This is a genomic window from Microcoleus sp. B9-D4 (assembly GCF_036705105.1).
Taxonomy (GTDB): Bacteria; Cyanobacteriota; Cyanobacteriia; order Cyanobacteriales; family Microcoleaceae; genus Microcoleus.
The window spans coordinates 1-17,315 of the sequence record NZ_JAUBTS010000095.1 but is presented as its reverse complement, the minus strand read 5'-3'; the positions used below and the strand labels follow the sequence as shown (position 1 = coordinate 17,315).

Sequence of the window (17,315 nt, the reverse complement as noted above, 5' to 3'; positions counted from 1 at the left end):
GTGAATTTTCTTGTGGAACAGGCCGAAAAGCCTGTTCCTAAACAGCTTATTGACAATAGTGCAACATCTCAGGTTAACCTCACATCTGGCACTATTATCAAGAACAGGCAAGATGCCTGTTCTACAAAGAGTGAATTTTCTTGTGGAACAGGCCGAAAAGCCTGTTCCTAAACAGCTTATTGACAATAGTGCAACATCTCAGGTTAAACCAATTTGCAGTGTCGGTAGAGACGCGGGCCGAGGCTGGCTGAGTCCCTAATAATATCGTGCCATTAATCCGAGAGCGCCGTCCCCCTGGCTGGGGAAAAAGTTCACCATCCCGCGTTTTCATGGGTTAGGGGAGTTCTGGCGCACAAACCTTAAATTTTTTTATCCTGACGGACTTCCCCACGATCGGTTATTTCCAGTAGCATTTTTACGGACTGTCCAATTTAAGATTATCCTCTTAAGTGGATTAACTTGATATCAACATAAAATCTCAAATTAACTGTACAAGGTGTGAAGGAGAGAATGACGTGACAAAATTGAAACTGCTGTGGAGGCGGCGAAAAACTTTAATACTTGCTTTTATGGCAGCAACAGGAAGTTTTTTGCTGGGTGTGACATGGCCGATTAACTTGCGGGCAAATCAGCCCTTGGAACCGATTCAGGCGCAAGTCTTGGCCGTATCCCAGTCGCAAGAACAACAGCCGATGTCCAATATTAATAAGTTCTCCGAGGCGATCGCCCGTCGAGTAGAATTTTCCCAAAATGCTCTAGCCCAAGTGCAGGCAATCCGATTTCAATCAGCCGTACCGGATCAGTTTCAAGGTACAACCATGAGTCACGCGAAACTCGACTCCCAGCACAAGGCGATCGCCCTGACATTTGACGACGGCCCCTGGCCGAAAACAACTACACAAATCCTAGATATTCTCAAGGAAAATAATATTAAGGCTACATTCTTCTGGGTAGGAAGATACCTGCACAATTCTCCCGAAATTGGCAAACAGGTCGCAGCAGCGGGTCACGCGATCGGCAATCACACTTGGAACCACCAATACCTTCAGTATAACGAAGACGGTGCCGCTCGCGAGATCGATCGCACTTCATCCTTAATTGAGGAGTTAACCGGCATCCAAACATCGATGTTCCGCCCGCCAGGAGGCATTTTAAACAATGGATTGGCAGCTTACGCTCAAAAGAAAAATTATGCAGTTGTGATGTGGTCTGCTGATTCTTTTGATTGGCGCACCCTTACGGAATCTTTGATAGACAACGTGATGAGGCAGGCAAATTCCGGCGGCATTGTGTTGATGCACGACGGCGGCGGAAATCGAGCGAGAACTGTAAAAGCTTTACCTGATATTATTGCTCGATTGAGAAAAGAAGGGTACAGTTTCGTAACAGTTCCCGAGTTATTGCAGATGCAAGAACAAGACTTACAACAACAGGAAACGGCACAAAAATAACAATTTGGAAAAGTGGGATTTTACACCATTTTTCCATTTTTTTGTAGGTCGTTAGATTAATTTTTCATAACTCTAGCCGAACGAAGAAGGAAGAAGTAGCAACTGCGCCAGATTCCGGGGGACGTTATTGACTGCTGAAATCATTGCTTTAATTGCATTTCCCTTCTTCCTTCTTCCCTCTTTCTTCTTCCCTCTTCCTTCTTCCCTCTTCAAGTACACAAATTAATCGAAAATCGCTAGGCTATAACAGAGCATCAGTTCGATCGCCAGTCGATCGCGTACCAGCCATGACCCAAAGTCTTAATGCGACAGGGTTGCCCCCCGCCTTCCCGGATCACACGCAACTCCCCGAATCCGACGGCACGTTTGTGAAAAACTTTCAAGAACATCCCCAGAGTATTCTGCTCACCGACTCCCTAGAAAGCACACTGCAAACGCTTCACCCCGACGGACAATATGCGATCGGGCAAGATTGTGGCATTTACTGGCGCGAAACCGACCCACCAGAACGCGGAGCCGAAGCCCCTGACTGGTTCTACGTGCCGAACGTTCCGCCTTTGTTAGACGGCGAAATTCGTCGCTCTTACGTGATTTGGCGCGAGTATATGGTGCCAATAATTGCGATCAAATTGGCGAGTGGGGATGGTTCCGAAGAACGAGACAACACGCCTTTATCTCGTTTGCCAGAAGGTACTAATCAGAAACCAGGGAAGTTTTGGGTATACGAACAGATTATCCGCATTCCCTACTACGCCATCTATACAATCAAAACCAGCCAACTGGAAGTCTACAACTGTGTAAACGCCCGTTATTGTCGATTGGAACCCAACGATCGCGGACATTACCTGATCGAGCGCATGGGAGTAGAGTTAGGCGTATGGGAAGGCAGCTATCAAAATCAGACACAGCGTTGGTTGCGCTGGTGGGATAATCAGGGGAATTTGTTGCTGACGGGGAGCGAGCAAGCTCGACTCGAACGCCTCCACACCGAACAGGAACGCCAGCGGGCCGATCGCGTGGAGCAAACACAACGAGATGCTATCCCCCAACTACTGGCAATGGGTTTAACCGTCGAACAAGTTGCCCAGGCGCTTTCTCTGTCGGTGGAAGAGGTACAGCGTTTGGGATAAAGGGCGATCGAGCTGACCATTTCCTAGCAAGGAATTTGGTCTTTTTCGATACCTTAATTTTAGCCATATTACCAATTTAGGCTTGAATCTAACGGCAAATCCTGCAACTGAGAATTCACCCAATTAGCCGCCGCCAAACCCGATCGCAAAGCCCCCTCTATTTGACCTTCCCCGCACAAATCCCCCGCACAAACCAACGGCAAAGTCCCCTCCGCAGGCAAACAAGAAACAGGCAAAGGATTTCGACAAAAAGCATAGCGCCAGCGGTGAACCTGCAACCATTCCGGCTCTTTGAGCCAAGAAATTAAATATTCAGAAGTGCGAGCGAGCAATTCTTGACCGACTGTTGGCAAATCGGCGGATTCTAGATGGCGATCGGCAAAATTTGCGCTGCTGTGAACCACAAACACTGGCTGCAGCGGATCGAGCCGTTTGCTGCTATCTAAACCAACCCAAGCTAAATCAGAATTATCGGGAAAAGAAACAGATTTCCACTGCGGATTTAGATTACTTAAATCTTGCTGTTTTGCTGCAGGATAGCCAGCCATAACCGTAATGCAAGGCTCGTACTCCACAGAACGCAATTTGTCAATGAAATCAGATTTCAAACCGATTTCCGCATCCAAAAACATTAAAGCTTGAGGTGCAGGAATTGCCACAACCACAGCCTTAGCAATCAATTCTTGAGGTATCTCTAAATTGCTGTCAGTGACTTCTAGGGAAAGACGCCACCTTTGGTTATCTGTAGTAGAAATAGCTTGTACGCGGCGGCCAAACCAAATCTCTAAATCCTGGGCCAGATACTTACCGACAGCATTCATACCCGCAGGTGCGACATAACAACAGCGAGGAATAGCAGAAAGTTTTCCCTGTCTGAATTCGCAGACAGTATCAGTCCAGAGTTTGAGGATGTGGCGATCAACCAAAACCTCAATTAACCCCTGCACCGCATCCCCCTGCGGTTCCAGATACCGCGCCCCGTGATCTGCCCTCGTACCATGTACGCGGCGGGTAGCAACACGTCCCCCCGCCCCGCGAGATTTCTCAACAACAGCCACAGAATAACCAGCTTGACGCAACCGTTGAGCGCAACTCAGCCCCGCCATACCCGCACCAATCACCGCAACATCGAACATAATTGGACTTTCAGATACATTACTTACCGGACTTTTTCTAGGAAATAAGCCTTAAGATGATTTCTTAACTTGCAGTTAATTTGCGATAGCAACGAGCGGTGATTAAATGAGGGTGAAAAACCTCGATAAAATTCGACTGAAGTTTAGTAAAAAATGTGTTCATCTCTTGCTTATCTTCTAAATGAAAAGGAAATTCTTGATTAAAACCTTTAAAGAAATACCAGTTAAGGATAATCTTCCCTGACGGAGCCAGCATTTGGTGAAAATCCATCAGTTGCTGACTGGGATTGACTAAATGTTCCATCACATCTAAACAAACAATCGTATCGAAAATCTCTGTGGGAGATACTTCCAGACTACAATAAATTTTCTCACTCAATCCTAATTTAGCAGCTCGGCTTTGAACAAAATTGCAATTTATGGGGTTAAGATCGCAATAGACTACTTGTTCTACTTGAGGACAAAGAGCTGCTGCAATAGCATGAGTGCCAATACCGCCGCCAAAATCTAAAACTCGACCGGCAGCCATATCTGATATTAATGTTAAAGTGCCTCCTATGTAATCCTGATTGGACATATGCCAAGCTCCGAGGTCAAATAGGTAAGCTTGTCCGACTCGATCGCGATAAAACTCGCTAGCTTTTTCCCAATCAAAATCCCGATGTCCTATTTCTTTTAGGGATTGTTGACCGAGGGCTAGCTCTTGTTCAATTGTTTCTAAATCTAAATTTAAAAAATCCTGTAGATGCTGCTTGAGATTGAAAGTATCTTGCCAATATCCCTGCAAAAAAGACGGTGCGACAGAAGAAGACATCATTTACTTTGTTCTAAAAAAACCAAACTCATTATAGGATTAACTGACATTTTTGAACAGAACTACACTAAATTATTTTTCTTTTGTTTATAGCGAATAAAATAGTGGGCGTTCAGGGCGACGGTTTGACTCCTCAAGCTGCGGGGTTGCAGACGTACCGAGGGGTTCCGGGTTGGCTGTTGGGCATCTAAATTGTATTTTTAGGATCGGCGGGACACCAAACTTGACTGTAAAATTGAGATGCGCGTCCGCCGATCGATGTAGCTGCTGAGGTTATAGCTTCTAGCAGTCGGATCTTCTGTGCAAATCCTGCCGATCGTCCTGCGCCCGGTAGTAGAATAAGGGACAGCACGAATCCATGATTAAGACAAGATAAAAAAAGCCACTGTAGGTAAATACTAAATCCCACTGGTTGTCAATCAGCAGCCATCTAAAATCTAAAATCTAAAATCTAAAATCGAATACGGGAGGGCAAAATTTTGGACGAACTCAGAGCAGCACTCGAATTGACAACAGAAGAAGAATTGCAGCAACTAACAGAACTTCTGTTCAGCCGCAAGTTTAACCCTTTAGATTACGTGCAAACCCCCGCACCGATAGATGTACAAAGTCGCGATCGCGAAGCATGGCTCGACGCCGTAGAACAGCGGTTTCGCTATCTTGCAGCCGACGGGTTGACGGTACTCAGAGGGCGAACCCAACAAGTAACTTACAGACAAGCACTAATTCAAGTTTGTCGCTATCTCAAAATCCCTTATCCCAGACAGTTGTCAACCACCGACTTAGAGGCAGAAGTATTTCTGCACTTAATGGGCCGCGCCTGGAAGCGTTTACCTGCAGATGAACAGCAAGCGCTGACAGTGCGCGTACAGCGAGCGATCGTTGATTCTAAACTCTCAGAACCCCTGCCAATTTCTGCTGAAAAAGACCCGCTGGGTTTACTGTTCAAAGGCGGCAGCGCTTTAGCTGTTAGTTCCATCTTAAAACCAATGCTGCTCAAACTAATGGCCAATCAATTTGCGCTGCATTTTGCCACCTATCAAATGGCAAAACAAGCCGTGATTACAGGGACTGCAACCGCAGCAACCCAGTTTCAAAATTATGTCGCAATTCAGACGGCGCGGCGCGGTATGGCGGTGAGTGCGGCTCGTTACGGTGCGACGCGGAGCGTATTTTCGTTGGTCGGCCCGGTGATGTGGACTTGGTTTTTAGCGGATTTGGGTTGGCGATCAATTTCCACGAACTACGGCCGCATCATCCCGACCATTTTTGCCCTAGCTCAAATACGCCTGACGCGATCGGAATGCGTTTGGGAACTAGCTTAACGATGGTAGATTGTAGATTTTAGATTTGAGATTGGGAGTGTGGGTGAATATCAAAAAACGGTTGAAATTAGCTGCCAAACAGACAGCCAAAAATCTCAAGTCTCGCCTCCAAAAACATCCAGATACCCGCCTGCAAATCCCTTGGAATTTCGCCCAAGTGGGGATGCTGATTTTTCCCTTAATTCCGATTTTGGGAGCTTTAGGTTTATTCCTGGGATTGGCCGGCACTTGCAAGCAAAAGTTCCGTCAAATTAGTCGCAACCCGCTGAATCGAGGATTCGCAATTCTGAGCGCGCTTCTAGTCATCACAGCGGTTTTTGCCAACAACCGCATTGAGGCTTTTATAGGGTTGTACAATTTCTTGCCGTTCTTTATATTGTTTGCCACTTTCAGCAGTTTAATTAAAACTCTGCCTCAATTGCGGCAATTGTCTTGGATGATTGTAATTAGTTCAATTCCAGTGATAATTTTAGGCCTGGGACAGCAATTTTTAGGCTGGAGCGGCATCGATCAATTGCAGCCTGTTTTTGGCTGGGTACTCGCACCCCAAGGCAATCCCCCCGGCCGCATGGCTTCTGTATTTATGTACGCAAATATTTTAGCTTGCTATCTGACAATTGCTTTTATTTTAGCACTGGGACTGTGGATGGAAGAAGTCAGTTGTCAGTTGTCAGTTGGCAGTTGTCAGTTGGCAGTTGTCAGTCGTCACCAATTACCAATTCCCAATGCCCAATTCCCAATTCCCAATTACCGATTCCTATTTTTAAGTTTTGCAGCGATCGGAAATGGTGTTGCTTTGATTTTTACTAATTCTCGCAATGCTTGGGGACTGGCCGTTGTCGCAGTTTTGGCTTTTGCACTTTATGCGGGTTATAAAAAATTATTAGCTGCGGTTTTGAGTGTGGCTAGCACAGTTTTTTTGTCTGCCTTTGGCCCGGAACCACTGCGGCAATCTTTACGAAGAATTGTTCCGGCTTTCTTTTGGGCTAGACTCACCGACGAGATGTTCCCAAATCGGCCGACTGCTACTTTGAGAAAAACTCAGTGGGAATTTGCTTGGTCAATGACTCAGCAGCGTCCTTGGACTGGTTGGGGATTGCGAAATTTTACGCCTCTCTATCAAGCTCAGATGCAAGAATGGCTGGGTCATCCTCACAGTTTGATGCTGATGTTGACTGCGGAAACAGGGATACCGGCAACGGTTTTGTTGTTTGGTTTAGTTGGCTGGGTTTTGGCTAGAGGTGTTTTACTGCTGGCGAATTGGCAGCTTTTTCCTGCGGATATCCAACACGAGGAAATAGCCACACAGAAAGTAGCGGAAAATGCTTTAGTGCTCAATCAAAAATCTATAACTCATAGCAAAAATCAGGTAGTTTGTCAAGAGGTAAGAGCGGCAGATCGCCTAATTTTTTTCAGTTATTTATTAGCCTTCGCCGCCTGTACGCTATTTAACACTGTAGATGTGACGCTGTTTGATTTTCGAGTCAATACTACAAGCTGGTTGCTGTTAGCCGCAATTTGCGGAGTCAGCCAGAGGGAATAGGCGATCGGGCATCGGGCATCGGGCATCGGGCATAGGTTATTGGTTATTGGTTATTGCTTATTAGAACGAACAACCAACAACCAACAACCAACTACTGACTAATGACTAATGACTACTGACTAATGACTTCCTTTATTCTACCGTCACCGACTTCGCCAAATTGCGCGGCTGATCCACATCCAAACCCCGACGCGCCGCAATGTGATAAGCCAACAATTGCAGCGGAATCACTGTCACAATCGGCGACAATAATTCATCCACCAAAGGCACTGGCAAAATGTGGTCAAAAATATCGGCTTCCGCCACACCTTGCTTCGGCGTAACACCAATTAAACGGGCGTCGCGGGCCTTCGCTTCCTGAGCGTTGGAAAGCACCTTTTCGTAGACGCTTCCGGGCATGGCGATCGCCACTACAGGCACTTTCGCATCCAAAAGGGCGATCGGGCCGTGTTTCATCTCTCCCGCCGGATATCCTTCAGCGTGAATGTAGCTAATTTCCTTCAGTTTCAGCGCCCCTTCCAAAGCAATCGGAAAGTTAATTCCCCGCCCCAAAAAGATAAAATCTTGGGTGTCTGTAAACTGGTGGGACAATTCCTCCACATACTGTTCTTGAATCTCCAAAAACTTCTCTATTTCTGCCGGCAACTGGCGTAACCCAGTAATAATTTCTGCCAATCTCTCAGTGCTGATTGTTTGCCGATGGTGCGCCAAATCCAAAGCTAAGAAATAGAATGCCATCAACTGAGTGACAAAAGTTTTAGTTGCAGCAACGCCGACTTCTATACCGGCGTGGGTATTGATTACCTGCGGCATCATGTGGGCGATCGAACTTTCGGTTCTGTTAGTAATGCCTAACATTCTCGCCCGAAATTTATCGGTAAAACCAGCGCGGCGCTGCTGTTCCATCCCCAAAGCAGCCAGCGTATCCGCCGTTTCTCCCGACTGAGTTACCCCAATAGTTAAAGTATTTGCTGTCAGCGGTGCCGGTGCGTAGCGGTACTCAGAAGCGTACTGCACCGCAGTCGGAATATTAGCTAATTGTTCCAACAAATATTTGCCGATTAGCGAGGCGTGCCAGCTCGTTCCGCAGGCGAGAATGGAAATTTGTTCGACATCAGCGCAAAGTTCTTTGGGCAAGTTGAGATTGATGGGAGAGCGCGGATCTCCCGGCTGCCAATCGCTGTCTAAATAAGCCTCCAAACAAGCTCGGACTACGGCTGGCTGTTCATAAATCTCCTTGTGCATGAAGTGTTTGAAGCCTTGTTTTTCGACTAAAACCGGACTCCAACCAAGGATGCGCGGGCTTTTTTTCAGCCTTTCCCCTGCAAAGCTGTAAACTTCCACTCCCATCGAAGTTAGCCTTGCCAATTCGCCATTTTCTAAGGACAAAACAGTGCGGGTGTGAGATACTAATGCCGGCGTGTCGGAAGCGCAGAAAAATTCGCCAGCACCAAAGCCAATCACCAAAGGAGCTTGCTGTCTGGCGACAATTATTTCATCGGGAAAATCTGCACAGATAACGGCGATCGCAAAGGCTCCTTCTAATTTATTTACCGCCTTTAAAACAGTTTCCAAAAACGATAAATCAGCAACTTTCTCGGTTTTTTTATCTTTTTCTTCTTCCTTCTCCCTTCTTGCTTCTTTCAAAAATTCAGCTATTAAATGAGGGATAACTTCTGTATCGGTATCCGAGACAAATTTATGTCCCTTTGCTTTCAATTCTTTCCGCAACTCGCGATAATTTTCGACAATTCCATTTTGAACTACCGCAATTCGCCCGCTATTATCTAGGTGAGGGTGAGCGTTATATTCTTCAGGCTTGCCGTGAGTTGCCCAGCGGGTATGTCCGATGCCGATGGGAGCCAGAGAGTCTATCTCTGCTAGCTTTTCCCGGAGGCTGTGCAATTTGCCCTTGGCTCGGATGCAGGTAATTTGTCCTTCCGAGATGGTAGCGAGGCCCGCTGAATCGTAGCCCCGGTATTCTAGTTTCTCTAATCCTGCTAGCAAAATCTCGCTTGCTGCTTGCGTGCCGATATAGCCAACGATTCCGCACATTTAACGTACTACTCCTGCTTAGCGATCGCAATAAAACTCAAGTTTTCTCATTTTTACCTTCTTCCGGCCCCAGAATGCAGATTCCGCGACAAAAAAAGAGGGGGCAATTTAATCGCCCCCTCTTTTGTGCCCGTAATTCGATCGGCGTGTCGATCGATATTTAGTAGGCTAGACCCATACTGCGAGTGGTTTCTGCTCCCAGGTAAACCCGGATGCTGAGAAAATCGGTGGGGCAAGCAGTTTCGCACCGCTTGCAGCCTACACAGTCTTCGGTGCGGGGAGATGAGGCAATCTGAGCTGCTTTGCAGCCATCCCAGGGCACCATCTCCAAAACGTCAGTCGGACAAGCGCGGACGCATTGAGTGCAGCCGATGCAAGTATCGTAAATTTTGACTGAATGAGACATTGAATAAAGGCTCCCAACGAGTCACTAAAAATTTGCTGCCTCTGCGAGTGAACAGATTTGACGGCGAGGTGACACCGCTATAGCCTGCACAGAGAATTAAAGGTTAGTCTACCGCAGTGCCTGGAAGCACTTCGCGAAAAAGCGACAAAACTTCACAGTCGATCGCACTTGGCGTGCTTTGTGACTAGGTTCGTAGTAAGGACTTTAGTCCTATACGAGTTAGAAAGGACTTTAGTCTTTACTACGAACTTTAGAAAAAACTAAAAGCCTAATTTTTCTAACACGGGCTTAGTTGAAACAATATGTCGATCGAGTCCTAGTTTTTTAGGCTCCACACCCAAAGCCAAAGCCACCAATTGCGACAAATGCAACACGGGCAAACCCAACTTGCGCCCGATTACTTTTTCCACCTCCGGCTGCCGCGAATCCAAATTTAAATGACAAAGCGGACAAGGCGCTACCATACAATCAGCCTCATTGTCAAGAGCATCTTGAATATGTTTGCCTGCCATCTGAAAAGATTGGTTAGTGGCATAACTCGACAACGGCCAGCCGCAGCACTGCGTCCGCCCTCGATAATAAACCGGAGTTGCCCCGATCGCCCGAAACACATTTTCCATCGATTCCGGTTGGTGCGGGTCATCGTAAAGCAGCTTATCCTGAGCTCGCAGCAGATAGCACCCGTAAAAAGACGCGCACTTCAAACCCGAAAGCTTGCGGGTGACTCGCTTCTGCACCTCGTCGAGCCCGTAATCTGCAACGATCGCCCACAACAGATGTTTCACCTCGGTACTGCCTTTGTAAGGCGAACAGCCTTGTTTTTCCAGTAAACCGTTGACTTTTTCTATGTAGTTGGGATCGGTTTTCTGAGATTCCTTGAGGCGATCGTCCACATGACCGATCACCCCTTGACAAGTGCTGCAATGCGTCAACAAAGGCAGATTCAGTTCCTCAGCCAAAGCAATATTGCGGGCGTTGACGGTATCTTCGAGTAACTGCGAATCTTCCTTGAAAGTGCCAGAACCGCAGCAGGAAGCTTTTTTGAGTTCCACCAGTTCAATCCCCAAGGCTTGAGTCAGCGCTTGGGTAGACAGGTAAAGTTCACGGGCCGCCCCTTGGGGAACGCAACCGGGAAAGTAAGCATATTTGAGATTTGGGGATGGCATAATCGTTTCTGCAGGGGACACAAGGTTCGGGACAAGAAAGGAGGGCGATCGAAGTTGGGATGCTTCCTGCTTTGTTTACCCTCTCCATATCCTTACCTAGTTTTAGACAATTATTATCGATGAGGACGCAGTTTTCAGGTCGGTGGCGGGGCGATCACGCTAATCTGCTTAAGGCGCTTTTGGGAAAATTGCATCGCTGATGGTTCGTCTAGACACTGAAAGCGATCGCACCGTCAAAGTTATGTATCTGCGATTACTGCTGGGCAAGCAAAAATGAGTTACTAAGTTTGTCAGTGCCCAAAGGCGAAGGGCGAGCGCACTAGCATAAGTCATTGTTAGGCGATCGAGCATAACACATCGTTACAGCCGACCCATTAGAGTGTTATGATTCAAGAGTAAATAAGCCAAGGTAGCTGAACAAAACCGTTAGGTTGCTGGGTTATCGGTGGGACTGTACTTCAATGCTGTCGGTAGTTGCAAAATCATCGGGTTCCAGACATAGCGGTAGTTTATGATACTGCTTTTCATCTCAGCCAAGATGTCAAATCATGCAGTCGGGCTAAGCACAATTCCCCCAAACCGTCACAATTTACAAAGCTTCTCAAAAAGATCGAGGGCAAAAGTTACTGGAGGAGGGGTTTCAACCGACTGATTTTTCCTACAGTTCTCCCTACCTTGAGGGGAGTTGCTACTTTGCTAGTCCAAATGACAGAAGTATTGCCGAGGAGTTCAATCAAAACTTCAAGAACGCCTTCTTTAAGTTTTGATCGTTCGGGCAAGCTACGATCAATATTTCAAAACGCTTGAGTATCGCTATGATAAAAATGACTATTTTGAGCGGACTGAGGTAGTCCTTAGCCGCCCATACTGCCTAAACATGAATGATTTGGAGGGAATTCAATAATGTTAAACTCAATAATGTTCGACTGGCAACAGTTAGCCCAGATCAAAGAGCTCAAAGAGTATTTTGAAACTGATTTCCACGGATTTAGTAAACGGATTGAGCATCATATTCATGAATTGCAGAAAATAGAATCAAAAGAGCTTGACAAACTCGCAATTTTACGAGTCCTTGAAGTTACAAATGGTTGCACTCAATGGGGATTTAGAAGAAAAGATGAGGGATGCTTATCAGTTGAACAGACCCGTGAATGCATGAAGAAGGTGATTGGATTTATTCAAGATAAAAAAATCGACTTCCCAAGTGGAGAGTCTATTCATTTTACTTCATCCATTCAACAATTGATTGAGGAGGGACGTGGGCTTTACCAAGATGCATTCAAGAAAAATATTGTCGGTAAAGAGAAAGAATACTATGCTTATTCGACGGCTCAGTTCTTAGTATACGGTCGCCCACGTTTGAATGCTGCACTTCAATTAGTAAAACAGGAGTTTGAATCTCTGTTTACAACGTACTATATCGAAAAAGGTCGCAATTATATTGCCCCATATATGGAGGCGCTTCTTCCTGAAAATCCATGAAATGAGGGGAATCATCCACAATTGATGGACAAAGTGCAATCTCTGATCTTGTAAGTAGAGTTGATGTTAAGCTGTCTAACAATTCGCTTGGAGCCGACTGGGGAAAGTCAGTGGTGTAGATGCAATGGTTTTGACAGCCCCTCAAGCACACCGTTAGGCGGAACAGATCGCGCCTGTTAAATTTGTCGTTTTTGGGCCGAGATTAAGCAAAGCAAAGATGGTTGGCTCCGTTGTTGAGTCCAGAGAAGCTATGGGCGATCGCGAAACATAAGTAATTGTGAAGTGAGCGGTGTATAACATATCCTTGGCTCTGACAAAAGTGATATCTTGGTGTTGAGATCGAGGCGCTCGTTTGCCACTCAATTCAGCCCTTATGTGTAGGGAAGGAATATGAAGAAGGTTTTTATCGTAGGCGCATCCGGGAAACTCGGGCAGTACATGGTGCAGCAGGCGCTAAATAGGGGCTAAGAGGTGGTTGGTGTTTGTCGGGAACGCAGCGTAGGCAAACTCCATCGTTGTACAGATGCGATACTTCCATTAAGTCCGTTGAGGTTATCTGAGTGCGAGCGCAAGTAGGAAAGCAAGACGGATCGTATGCGTTTGGGCGTTGCTTTTGAGAATTTCTAGGGGACAAGCAGTCACTAGGGCATGATCTCTGGCAGATAGTCATTCAATCAGTCCGGGACGCAAAAATTGCTTTGCAACACTATTGGTAGCGGTAAGGTACGGTGTGCACCGCCAGATAGAGTTTATGCCTCCAGAACTATTCAAATAGCGATCGCCACCCCATAACAGTCCTAGAGTTGCTGCGATCGTCCGTGTCCCAATTGTCGCTGGCCCGTGTCACTTAGAAAAGCGGCCAGCCTTTCTCTTGCCGATACCCCTTTCGGATAAGATTAGATACGCAGCAACCAATGAGGACACGAGGTTATGAGTCAAGACGACATTTTTGCTAGAGTCCAGAAAATTGTGAAAGAGCAACTGGAAGTCGAGCTGAGCGAAGTCAAGCCCGAAGCCAACTTTGCTAACGATTTAGGAGCAGATTCCTTAGATACAGTAGAGCTGGTAATGGCCTTGGAAGAAGAGTTTGATATTGAAATTCCCGACGAAGCAGCCGAAGGAATTACTACGGTTCAAGCTTGTGTAGATTACATCAGCAGCCAACTTGCAGCTCCAAAAGCATAAAATACCTGTCTTTTCCCCTAAGAGGAGAGAAGTTATAAAACTGGAAACTCCTCTTTTGTTCTGCGTTCTGGGTGTTTAATTTTTTGAAACTGAAATCATGACAAATTTAGAGCGTAAGCGCGTTGTTATCACGGGTCTCGGCGCGATTACACCGATCGGCAATACCTTGTCCGAATATTGGGACGGGTTGCTTGCCGGGAAGAATGGTATAGGCCCGATCACCTTATTCGACCCGTCGCGGCACGACTGCCGCTTTGCCGCAGAGGTGAAGGGTTACGACCCACACGACTATTTAGAGCGCAAGGAAGCAAAGCGGATGGATCGCTTTGCTCAATTTGGGGTGTCAGCGAGCAAACAAGCTCTTGCTGATGCAAAGTTGGAGATTAATGACCTGAACGCAGAACAGGTGGGTGTCATTCTTGGCACTGGCATTGGTGGCCTGAAGGTTTTGGAAGATCAGCAAGAGATTTATCTGAATCGCGGCCCTGATCGATGCAGCCCGTTTATGATTCCCATGATGATTGCGAATATGGCCGCGGGCCTGACGGCGATTCAAACGGGTGCTAAGGGGCCAAACTCTTGCACGGTGACGGCCTGCGCTGCCGGGTCAAATGCCGTGGGCGATGCGTTTCGCTTAGTTCAGGCGGGTTACGCCCAAGCCATGATTTGTGGCGGTACAGAAGCTGCGGTGACACCTTTGTGCGTGGCGGGTTTTGCTGCGGCGAGGGCGCTTTCGACTCGCAATGATGACCCGACTCATGCTTGCCGTCCATTCGATCGCGATCGTGATGGTTTTGTCGTCGGCGAAGGTGCTGGCATTCTGATTCTAGAAGAAATGGAACACGCTCTGGCGCGTGGCGCGAAGATTTACGCAGAAATCGTCGGCTACGGTTTAACTTGCGATGCGTATCACATGACTTCTCCGGTACCGGGGGGAGAGGGTGCGTCGCGGGCAATGGCTTTAGCGCTCAAGGATGGGGGTTTGACGCCGGATCAAGTGAGCTATATCAACGCTCACGGCACAAGCACGCTTCCCAACGATTCTACCGAAACGAAAGCGATTAAAAAGACCTTGGGAGACCATGCTTACAAAGTAGCAATTAGTTCTACCAAGTCAATGACTGGTCATCTTTTGGGCGGTTCTGGGGGAATTGAGGCGGTGGCGACGGTAATGTCGATCGCCAATGACAAAATCCCGCCGACAATTAATCTGGAAAATCCCGATCCTGAGTGCGATTTGGACTATGTTCCTCATACAAGCCGCGATCTAAAAGTTGATGTGGCGCTGTCGAATTCTTTTGGATTTGGCGGTCACAACGTGACTCTGGCATTCAAGAAGTTTGTTCAGTAACGGGCAATTTGAAAGTCGAGAGTTAAAAGGTGAAAAAATATTTTTTTACCTGTGTAGGGTAGGCATCTTGCCTGCCCTAACTTTCTGAAGTATAACCGGAGCGATCGTATGAATCAACCAATTCTTCGATTTTTGACAACCAAGAATTATAAAAATCTACACTTAGATCCATCTGTAATTTTAAACAACCTTAATATATTTATCGGCTCAAACGGTTCAGGCAAAAGCAATTTCATCAGTTGTTTAAAATTTTTAAAAGATTGCCTAATAGCTATTCCTGACGCAAATCGGGACGTGAGTAGTTTTGAGGATGCTGTTTCTAAAATTGGGGGTGGTAGAATTTTAGATGTCAATGTTGAAAGTCCAGCGAAGGTCAGTATAGCTTGCTGTTTTTCGCAAATTAACCAAACTGGTAATCTTCAAAAAGACAGCGCAATTCTTGATTTCAAACTTTATACCGATCGACAAAAAGTAAGGGCGAGCATGTCTGAAGAATATCTGTATGGCGGAGAAGATTTGCAGGAAACTTCCCGCCAGCCACCTTTCTATTACTATAAATTGCATAACAGAGAATTAGGGCAAGGAGTTTTATCTGTTTACAAGTCTCCCGGTCAAGAGTCAACTCAGTTTGAACCTTTAGATAACATTCCTACAAATTCTTTGGGTTTGTTGACAATTCCGACACTGCTTGAATATACTTTCTTACCACCCGAAAATACACCTATTTACAAAATTAGAAGAGAATTAATTGGATTTATTTCAAAATGGCAATTTTATAATGCCAATAACATGAATTTGAATTCAATTAGAACCGCAGAACCTAAAATAGGTGGAAGTGATATTTACCTATCTGCTTCGGGAGATAATCTGCCTTTAGTATTGTACAATTTAAACCAAAAATCTATCAATTTTGAAGATAGCATTAACGAGGCAATGAAGTCCATCCTGCCAAAAACTCGTCGCCTTAGAGCTTTACCTTCTGGTCGCCTATCTCTCACTGTAGAATGGTATTTTGAAGGTATTGATGATGAAGCATTTTATCTAAATGAAATGTCGGATGGAACTGTCAGGATGCTTTGTTGGGCAACTATATTACATTCTCCACTCCTTCCTTCTTTGATAGTCATTGATGAACCTGAATTAGGATTGCACGTCTCGTGGATGCCAATTTTAGCTGAGTGGATTAAAAAAACTGCCACCAGAACTCAGATAATTATTACCACGCATAGTCCCGACCTTTTAGATCACTTTACCGATTGTTTAGAGAATGTTCTTTGTTTTTATCCCGAAAACAGAACGTATTTCTCAGTCAAATCTCTTTCAAAAGAACTGCTGAAGCCAAAACTTGAAGAGGGATGGCAATTGGGCGACTTATACCGTGTTGGCGATCCAAGTATTGGAGGATGGCCGTGGTAGTGTGGGTTTTCTCTGGTGGCGGTGAGGCTGAGGTTAGAGGATTCTTTCCTTTTTTAGAAAAAACTTTTCCGGGCTGTAGATTTGAACGAAAAACACCAGTTCGTCAAAAACCTGGCCCTAAAGCTAATAAGGCAAGTAGTTACGGCAGAACAGGTAAAAGTTTAATCGAACAAATCAAGCAAGAATTGCCTATCGCCTTAAAAGCGGAAGCAAATAAATGCGACTTGATTTTAGTTTTTGACGATTTGGATTGCCGCGATTCTCAGACACAAAAATTAAAAATATTGGCAGAGTTATCAAAAATACCCGAATGTGCTGACATCGAAAAATTTGTTGGGTTTGCCGCGCCGGAAATCGAAGCTTGGATTATTGCTGATTGGAATAATTCAATAGCTAAACATTCAGATTTTAGAAGCAGACATAAACGTATGTGTTGGTGGCTGAGTACAGAAAAAAAAGTTTCTTTTGAGAATCCCGAATCATTTAGTGAATATGATCCTCAAAGAGATTGCTGTCGAGAAAAACTATCAGAAGCTTTAATTGAGTCAAGTGTTCAAGATGATGTCGATCGCGATAAAGCACGCTTTTCTAAAGGAGATCATACTCCTTTGCTCTTGAGAGAAATCGATCCAAATGAAGTCCAGAAAAAATGTCCTTTATTTCGCGAACTCTATAACTATCTCAATAATTTTTGTCGTTGTCCATAAAGGGTCAGATAAAAATTTATTGAGGTAAACTGTAAGCCAACTTTTGCAAAGCATTAGTAGTGTTAAAATATTTTTTCCCCAAACAAAAAGCGCCCCTATTTCTAGGAGCGCTTTTTGTTAATCAAAAACTAAAACTTAGCCATTGATA

Annotated in this window: 14 protein-coding genes; 9 read left to right on the top strand and 5 right to left on the bottom strand. The window is 45.7% G+C overall.

The annotated features are described in order from the left end of the window. The first annotated feature begins 515 nt into the window (after nt 1-515). Both QUB24_RS31150 and QUB24_RS31145 read left to right on the top strand, forming a co-directional pair. Nucleotides 516-1,451: a polysaccharide deacetylase family protein gene (locus QUB24_RS31150; RefSeq protein ID WP_333157423.1), complete on the top strand. Its 936-nt coding sequence runs from the start codon at nt 516-518 to the stop codon at nt 1,449-1,451. Between the two features lie 287 nt (nt 1,452-1,738). Next, a complete protein-coding gene (locus tag QUB24_RS31145; protein WP_333157422.1) occupies nt 1,739-2,581 on the top strand; it encodes a Uma2 family endonuclease in 843 nt (280 codons plus the stop codon). Nucleotides 2,582-2,649: 68 nt separating this feature from the next. Here QUB24_RS31145 and QUB24_RS31140 read toward each other — a convergent pair whose 3' ends face one another. After that, complete coding sequence (locus QUB24_RS31140) at nt 2,650-3,717, bottom strand: FAD-dependent oxidoreductase (protein WP_333157421.1); 1,068 nt, start codon at nt 3,715-3,717, stop codon at nt 2,650-2,652. A 64-nt stretch (nt 3,718-3,781) separates the two neighbouring features. Next, nucleotides 3,782-4,534 (bottom strand): methyltransferase domain-containing protein, encoded by a 753-nt coding sequence (locus tag QUB24_RS31135; protein ID WP_333157420.1) that lies wholly within the window; start codon nt 4,532-4,534, stop codon nt 3,782-3,784. A 476-nt stretch (nt 4,535-5,010) separates the two neighbouring features. Between QUB24_RS31135 and QUB24_RS31130 the strand changes: the two genes are divergently transcribed. Next, nucleotides 5,011-5,856, top strand: a complete 846-nt coding sequence (locus tag QUB24_RS31130; RefSeq protein WP_333157419.1) for a YaaW family protein — start codon at nt 5,011-5,013, stop codon at nt 5,854-5,856. Nucleotides 5,857-5,899: 43 nt separating this feature from the next. Next, nucleotides 5,900-7,399 (top strand): O-antigen ligase family protein, encoded by a 1,500-nt coding sequence (locus QUB24_RS31125; RefSeq protein WP_333157418.1) that lies wholly within the window; start codon nt 5,900-5,902, stop codon nt 7,397-7,399. A gap of 132 nt (nt 7,400-7,531) precedes the next feature. Here QUB24_RS31125 and glmS read toward each other — a convergent pair whose 3' ends face one another. The 3 genes from glmS to QUB24_RS31110 form a co-directional block, all read right to left on the bottom strand. Then, nucleotides 7,532-9,454: a glutamine--fructose-6-phosphate transaminase (isomerizing) gene (glmS, locus tag QUB24_RS31120; RefSeq protein ID WP_333157417.1), complete on the bottom strand. Its 1,923-nt coding sequence runs from the start codon at nt 9,452-9,454 to the stop codon at nt 7,532-7,534. A gap of 160 nt (nt 9,455-9,614) precedes the next feature. Continuing rightward, complete coding sequence (gene psaC / locus QUB24_RS31115) at nt 9,615-9,860, bottom strand: photosystem I iron-sulfur center protein PsaC (RefSeq protein ID WP_015175986.1); 246 nt, start codon at nt 9,858-9,860, stop codon at nt 9,615-9,617. A gap of 260 nt (nt 9,861-10,120) precedes the next feature. Further along, nucleotides 10,121-11,026, bottom strand: a complete 906-nt coding sequence (locus QUB24_RS31110) for a CoB--CoM heterodisulfide reductase iron-sulfur subunit B family protein (protein ID WP_333157416.1) — start codon at nt 11,024-11,026, stop codon at nt 10,121-10,123. Nucleotides 11,027-11,929: 903 nt separating this feature from the next. Between QUB24_RS31110 and QUB24_RS31105 the strand changes: the two genes are divergently transcribed. The 5 genes from QUB24_RS31105 (at nt 11,930) to QUB24_RS31085 (ending at nt 17,167) form a co-directional block, all read left to right on the top strand. After that, on the top strand, nt 11,930-12,508 hold the full coding sequence (locus tag QUB24_RS31105) for a hypothetical protein (RefSeq protein WP_333157415.1): 579 nt from the start codon (nt 11,930-11,932) through the stop codon (nt 12,506-12,508). A gap of 930 nt (nt 12,509-13,438) precedes the next feature. Then, nucleotides 13,439-13,693, top strand: coding sequence for an acyl carrier protein (gene acpP, locus QUB24_RS31100; RefSeq protein WP_333082619.1), 255 nt, complete (start codon nt 13,439-13,441; stop codon nt 13,691-13,693). A 97-nt stretch (nt 13,694-13,790) separates the two neighbouring features. Beyond that, nucleotides 13,791-15,044: a beta-ketoacyl-ACP synthase II gene (gene fabF / locus QUB24_RS31095; protein WP_333157414.1), complete on the top strand. Its 1,254-nt coding sequence runs from the start codon at nt 13,791-13,793 to the stop codon at nt 15,042-15,044. A gap of 108 nt (nt 15,045-15,152) precedes the next feature. Further along, a complete protein-coding gene (locus QUB24_RS31090; RefSeq protein WP_333157413.1) occupies nt 15,153-16,460 on the top strand; it encodes an AAA family ATPase in 1,308 nt (435 codons plus the stop codon). Then, nucleotides 16,448-17,167 carry a DUF4276 family protein gene (locus tag QUB24_RS31085; protein WP_333157412.1) on the top strand — a complete coding sequence of 240 codons (720 nt, stop codon included), beginning with the start codon at nt 16,448-16,450 and terminating at the stop codon, nt 17,165-17,167. Before QUB24_RS31090 ends, QUB24_RS31085 begins: the two co-directional genes overlap by 13 nt. The last annotated feature ends 148 nt before the right edge of the window (nt 17,168-17,315 follow it).

What these genes read in the sequence shown, in the direction of transcription:
- psaC (WP_015175986.1), bottom strand. Translation starts at nt 9,860, where the DNA reads ATGTCTCATTCAGTCAAAATTTACGATACTTGCATCGGCTGCACTCAA.
- QUB24_RS31105 (WP_333157415.1), top strand. Translation starts at nt 11,930, where the DNA reads ATGTTAAACTCAATAATGTTCGACTGGCAACAGTTAGCCCAGATCAAA.
- QUB24_RS31135 (WP_333157420.1), bottom strand. Translation starts at nt 4,534, where the DNA reads ATGATGTCTTCTTCTGTCGCACCGTCTTTTTTGCAGGGATATTGGCAA.
- fabF (WP_333157414.1), top strand. Translation starts at nt 13,791, where the DNA reads ATGACAAATTTAGAGCGTAAGCGCGTTGTTATCACGGGTCTCGGCGCG.
- QUB24_RS31090 (WP_333157413.1), top strand. Translation starts at nt 15,153, where the DNA reads ATGAATCAACCAATTCTTCGATTTTTGACAACCAAGAATTATAAAAAT.
- QUB24_RS31140 (WP_333157421.1), bottom strand. Translation starts at nt 3,717, where the DNA reads ATGTTCGATGTTGCGGTGATTGGTGCGGGTATGGCGGGGCTGAGTTGC.
- glmS (WP_333157417.1), bottom strand. Translation starts at nt 9,454, where the DNA reads ATGTGCGGAATCGTTGGCTATATCGGCACGCAAGCAGCAAGCGAGATT.
- QUB24_RS31110 (WP_333157416.1), bottom strand. Translation starts at nt 11,026, where the DNA reads ATGCCATCCCCAAATCTCAAATATGCTTACTTTCCCGGTTGCGTTCCC.
- acpP (WP_333082619.1), top strand. Translation starts at nt 13,439, where the DNA reads ATGAGTCAAGACGACATTTTTGCTAGAGTCCAGAAAATTGTGAAAGAG.
- QUB24_RS31085 (WP_333157412.1), top strand. Translation starts at nt 16,448, where the DNA reads ATGGCCGTGGTAGTGTGGGTTTTCTCTGGTGGCGGTGAGGCTGAGGTT.
- QUB24_RS31145 (WP_333157422.1), top strand. Translation starts at nt 1,739, where the DNA reads ATGACCCAAAGTCTTAATGCGACAGGGTTGCCCCCCGCCTTCCCGGAT.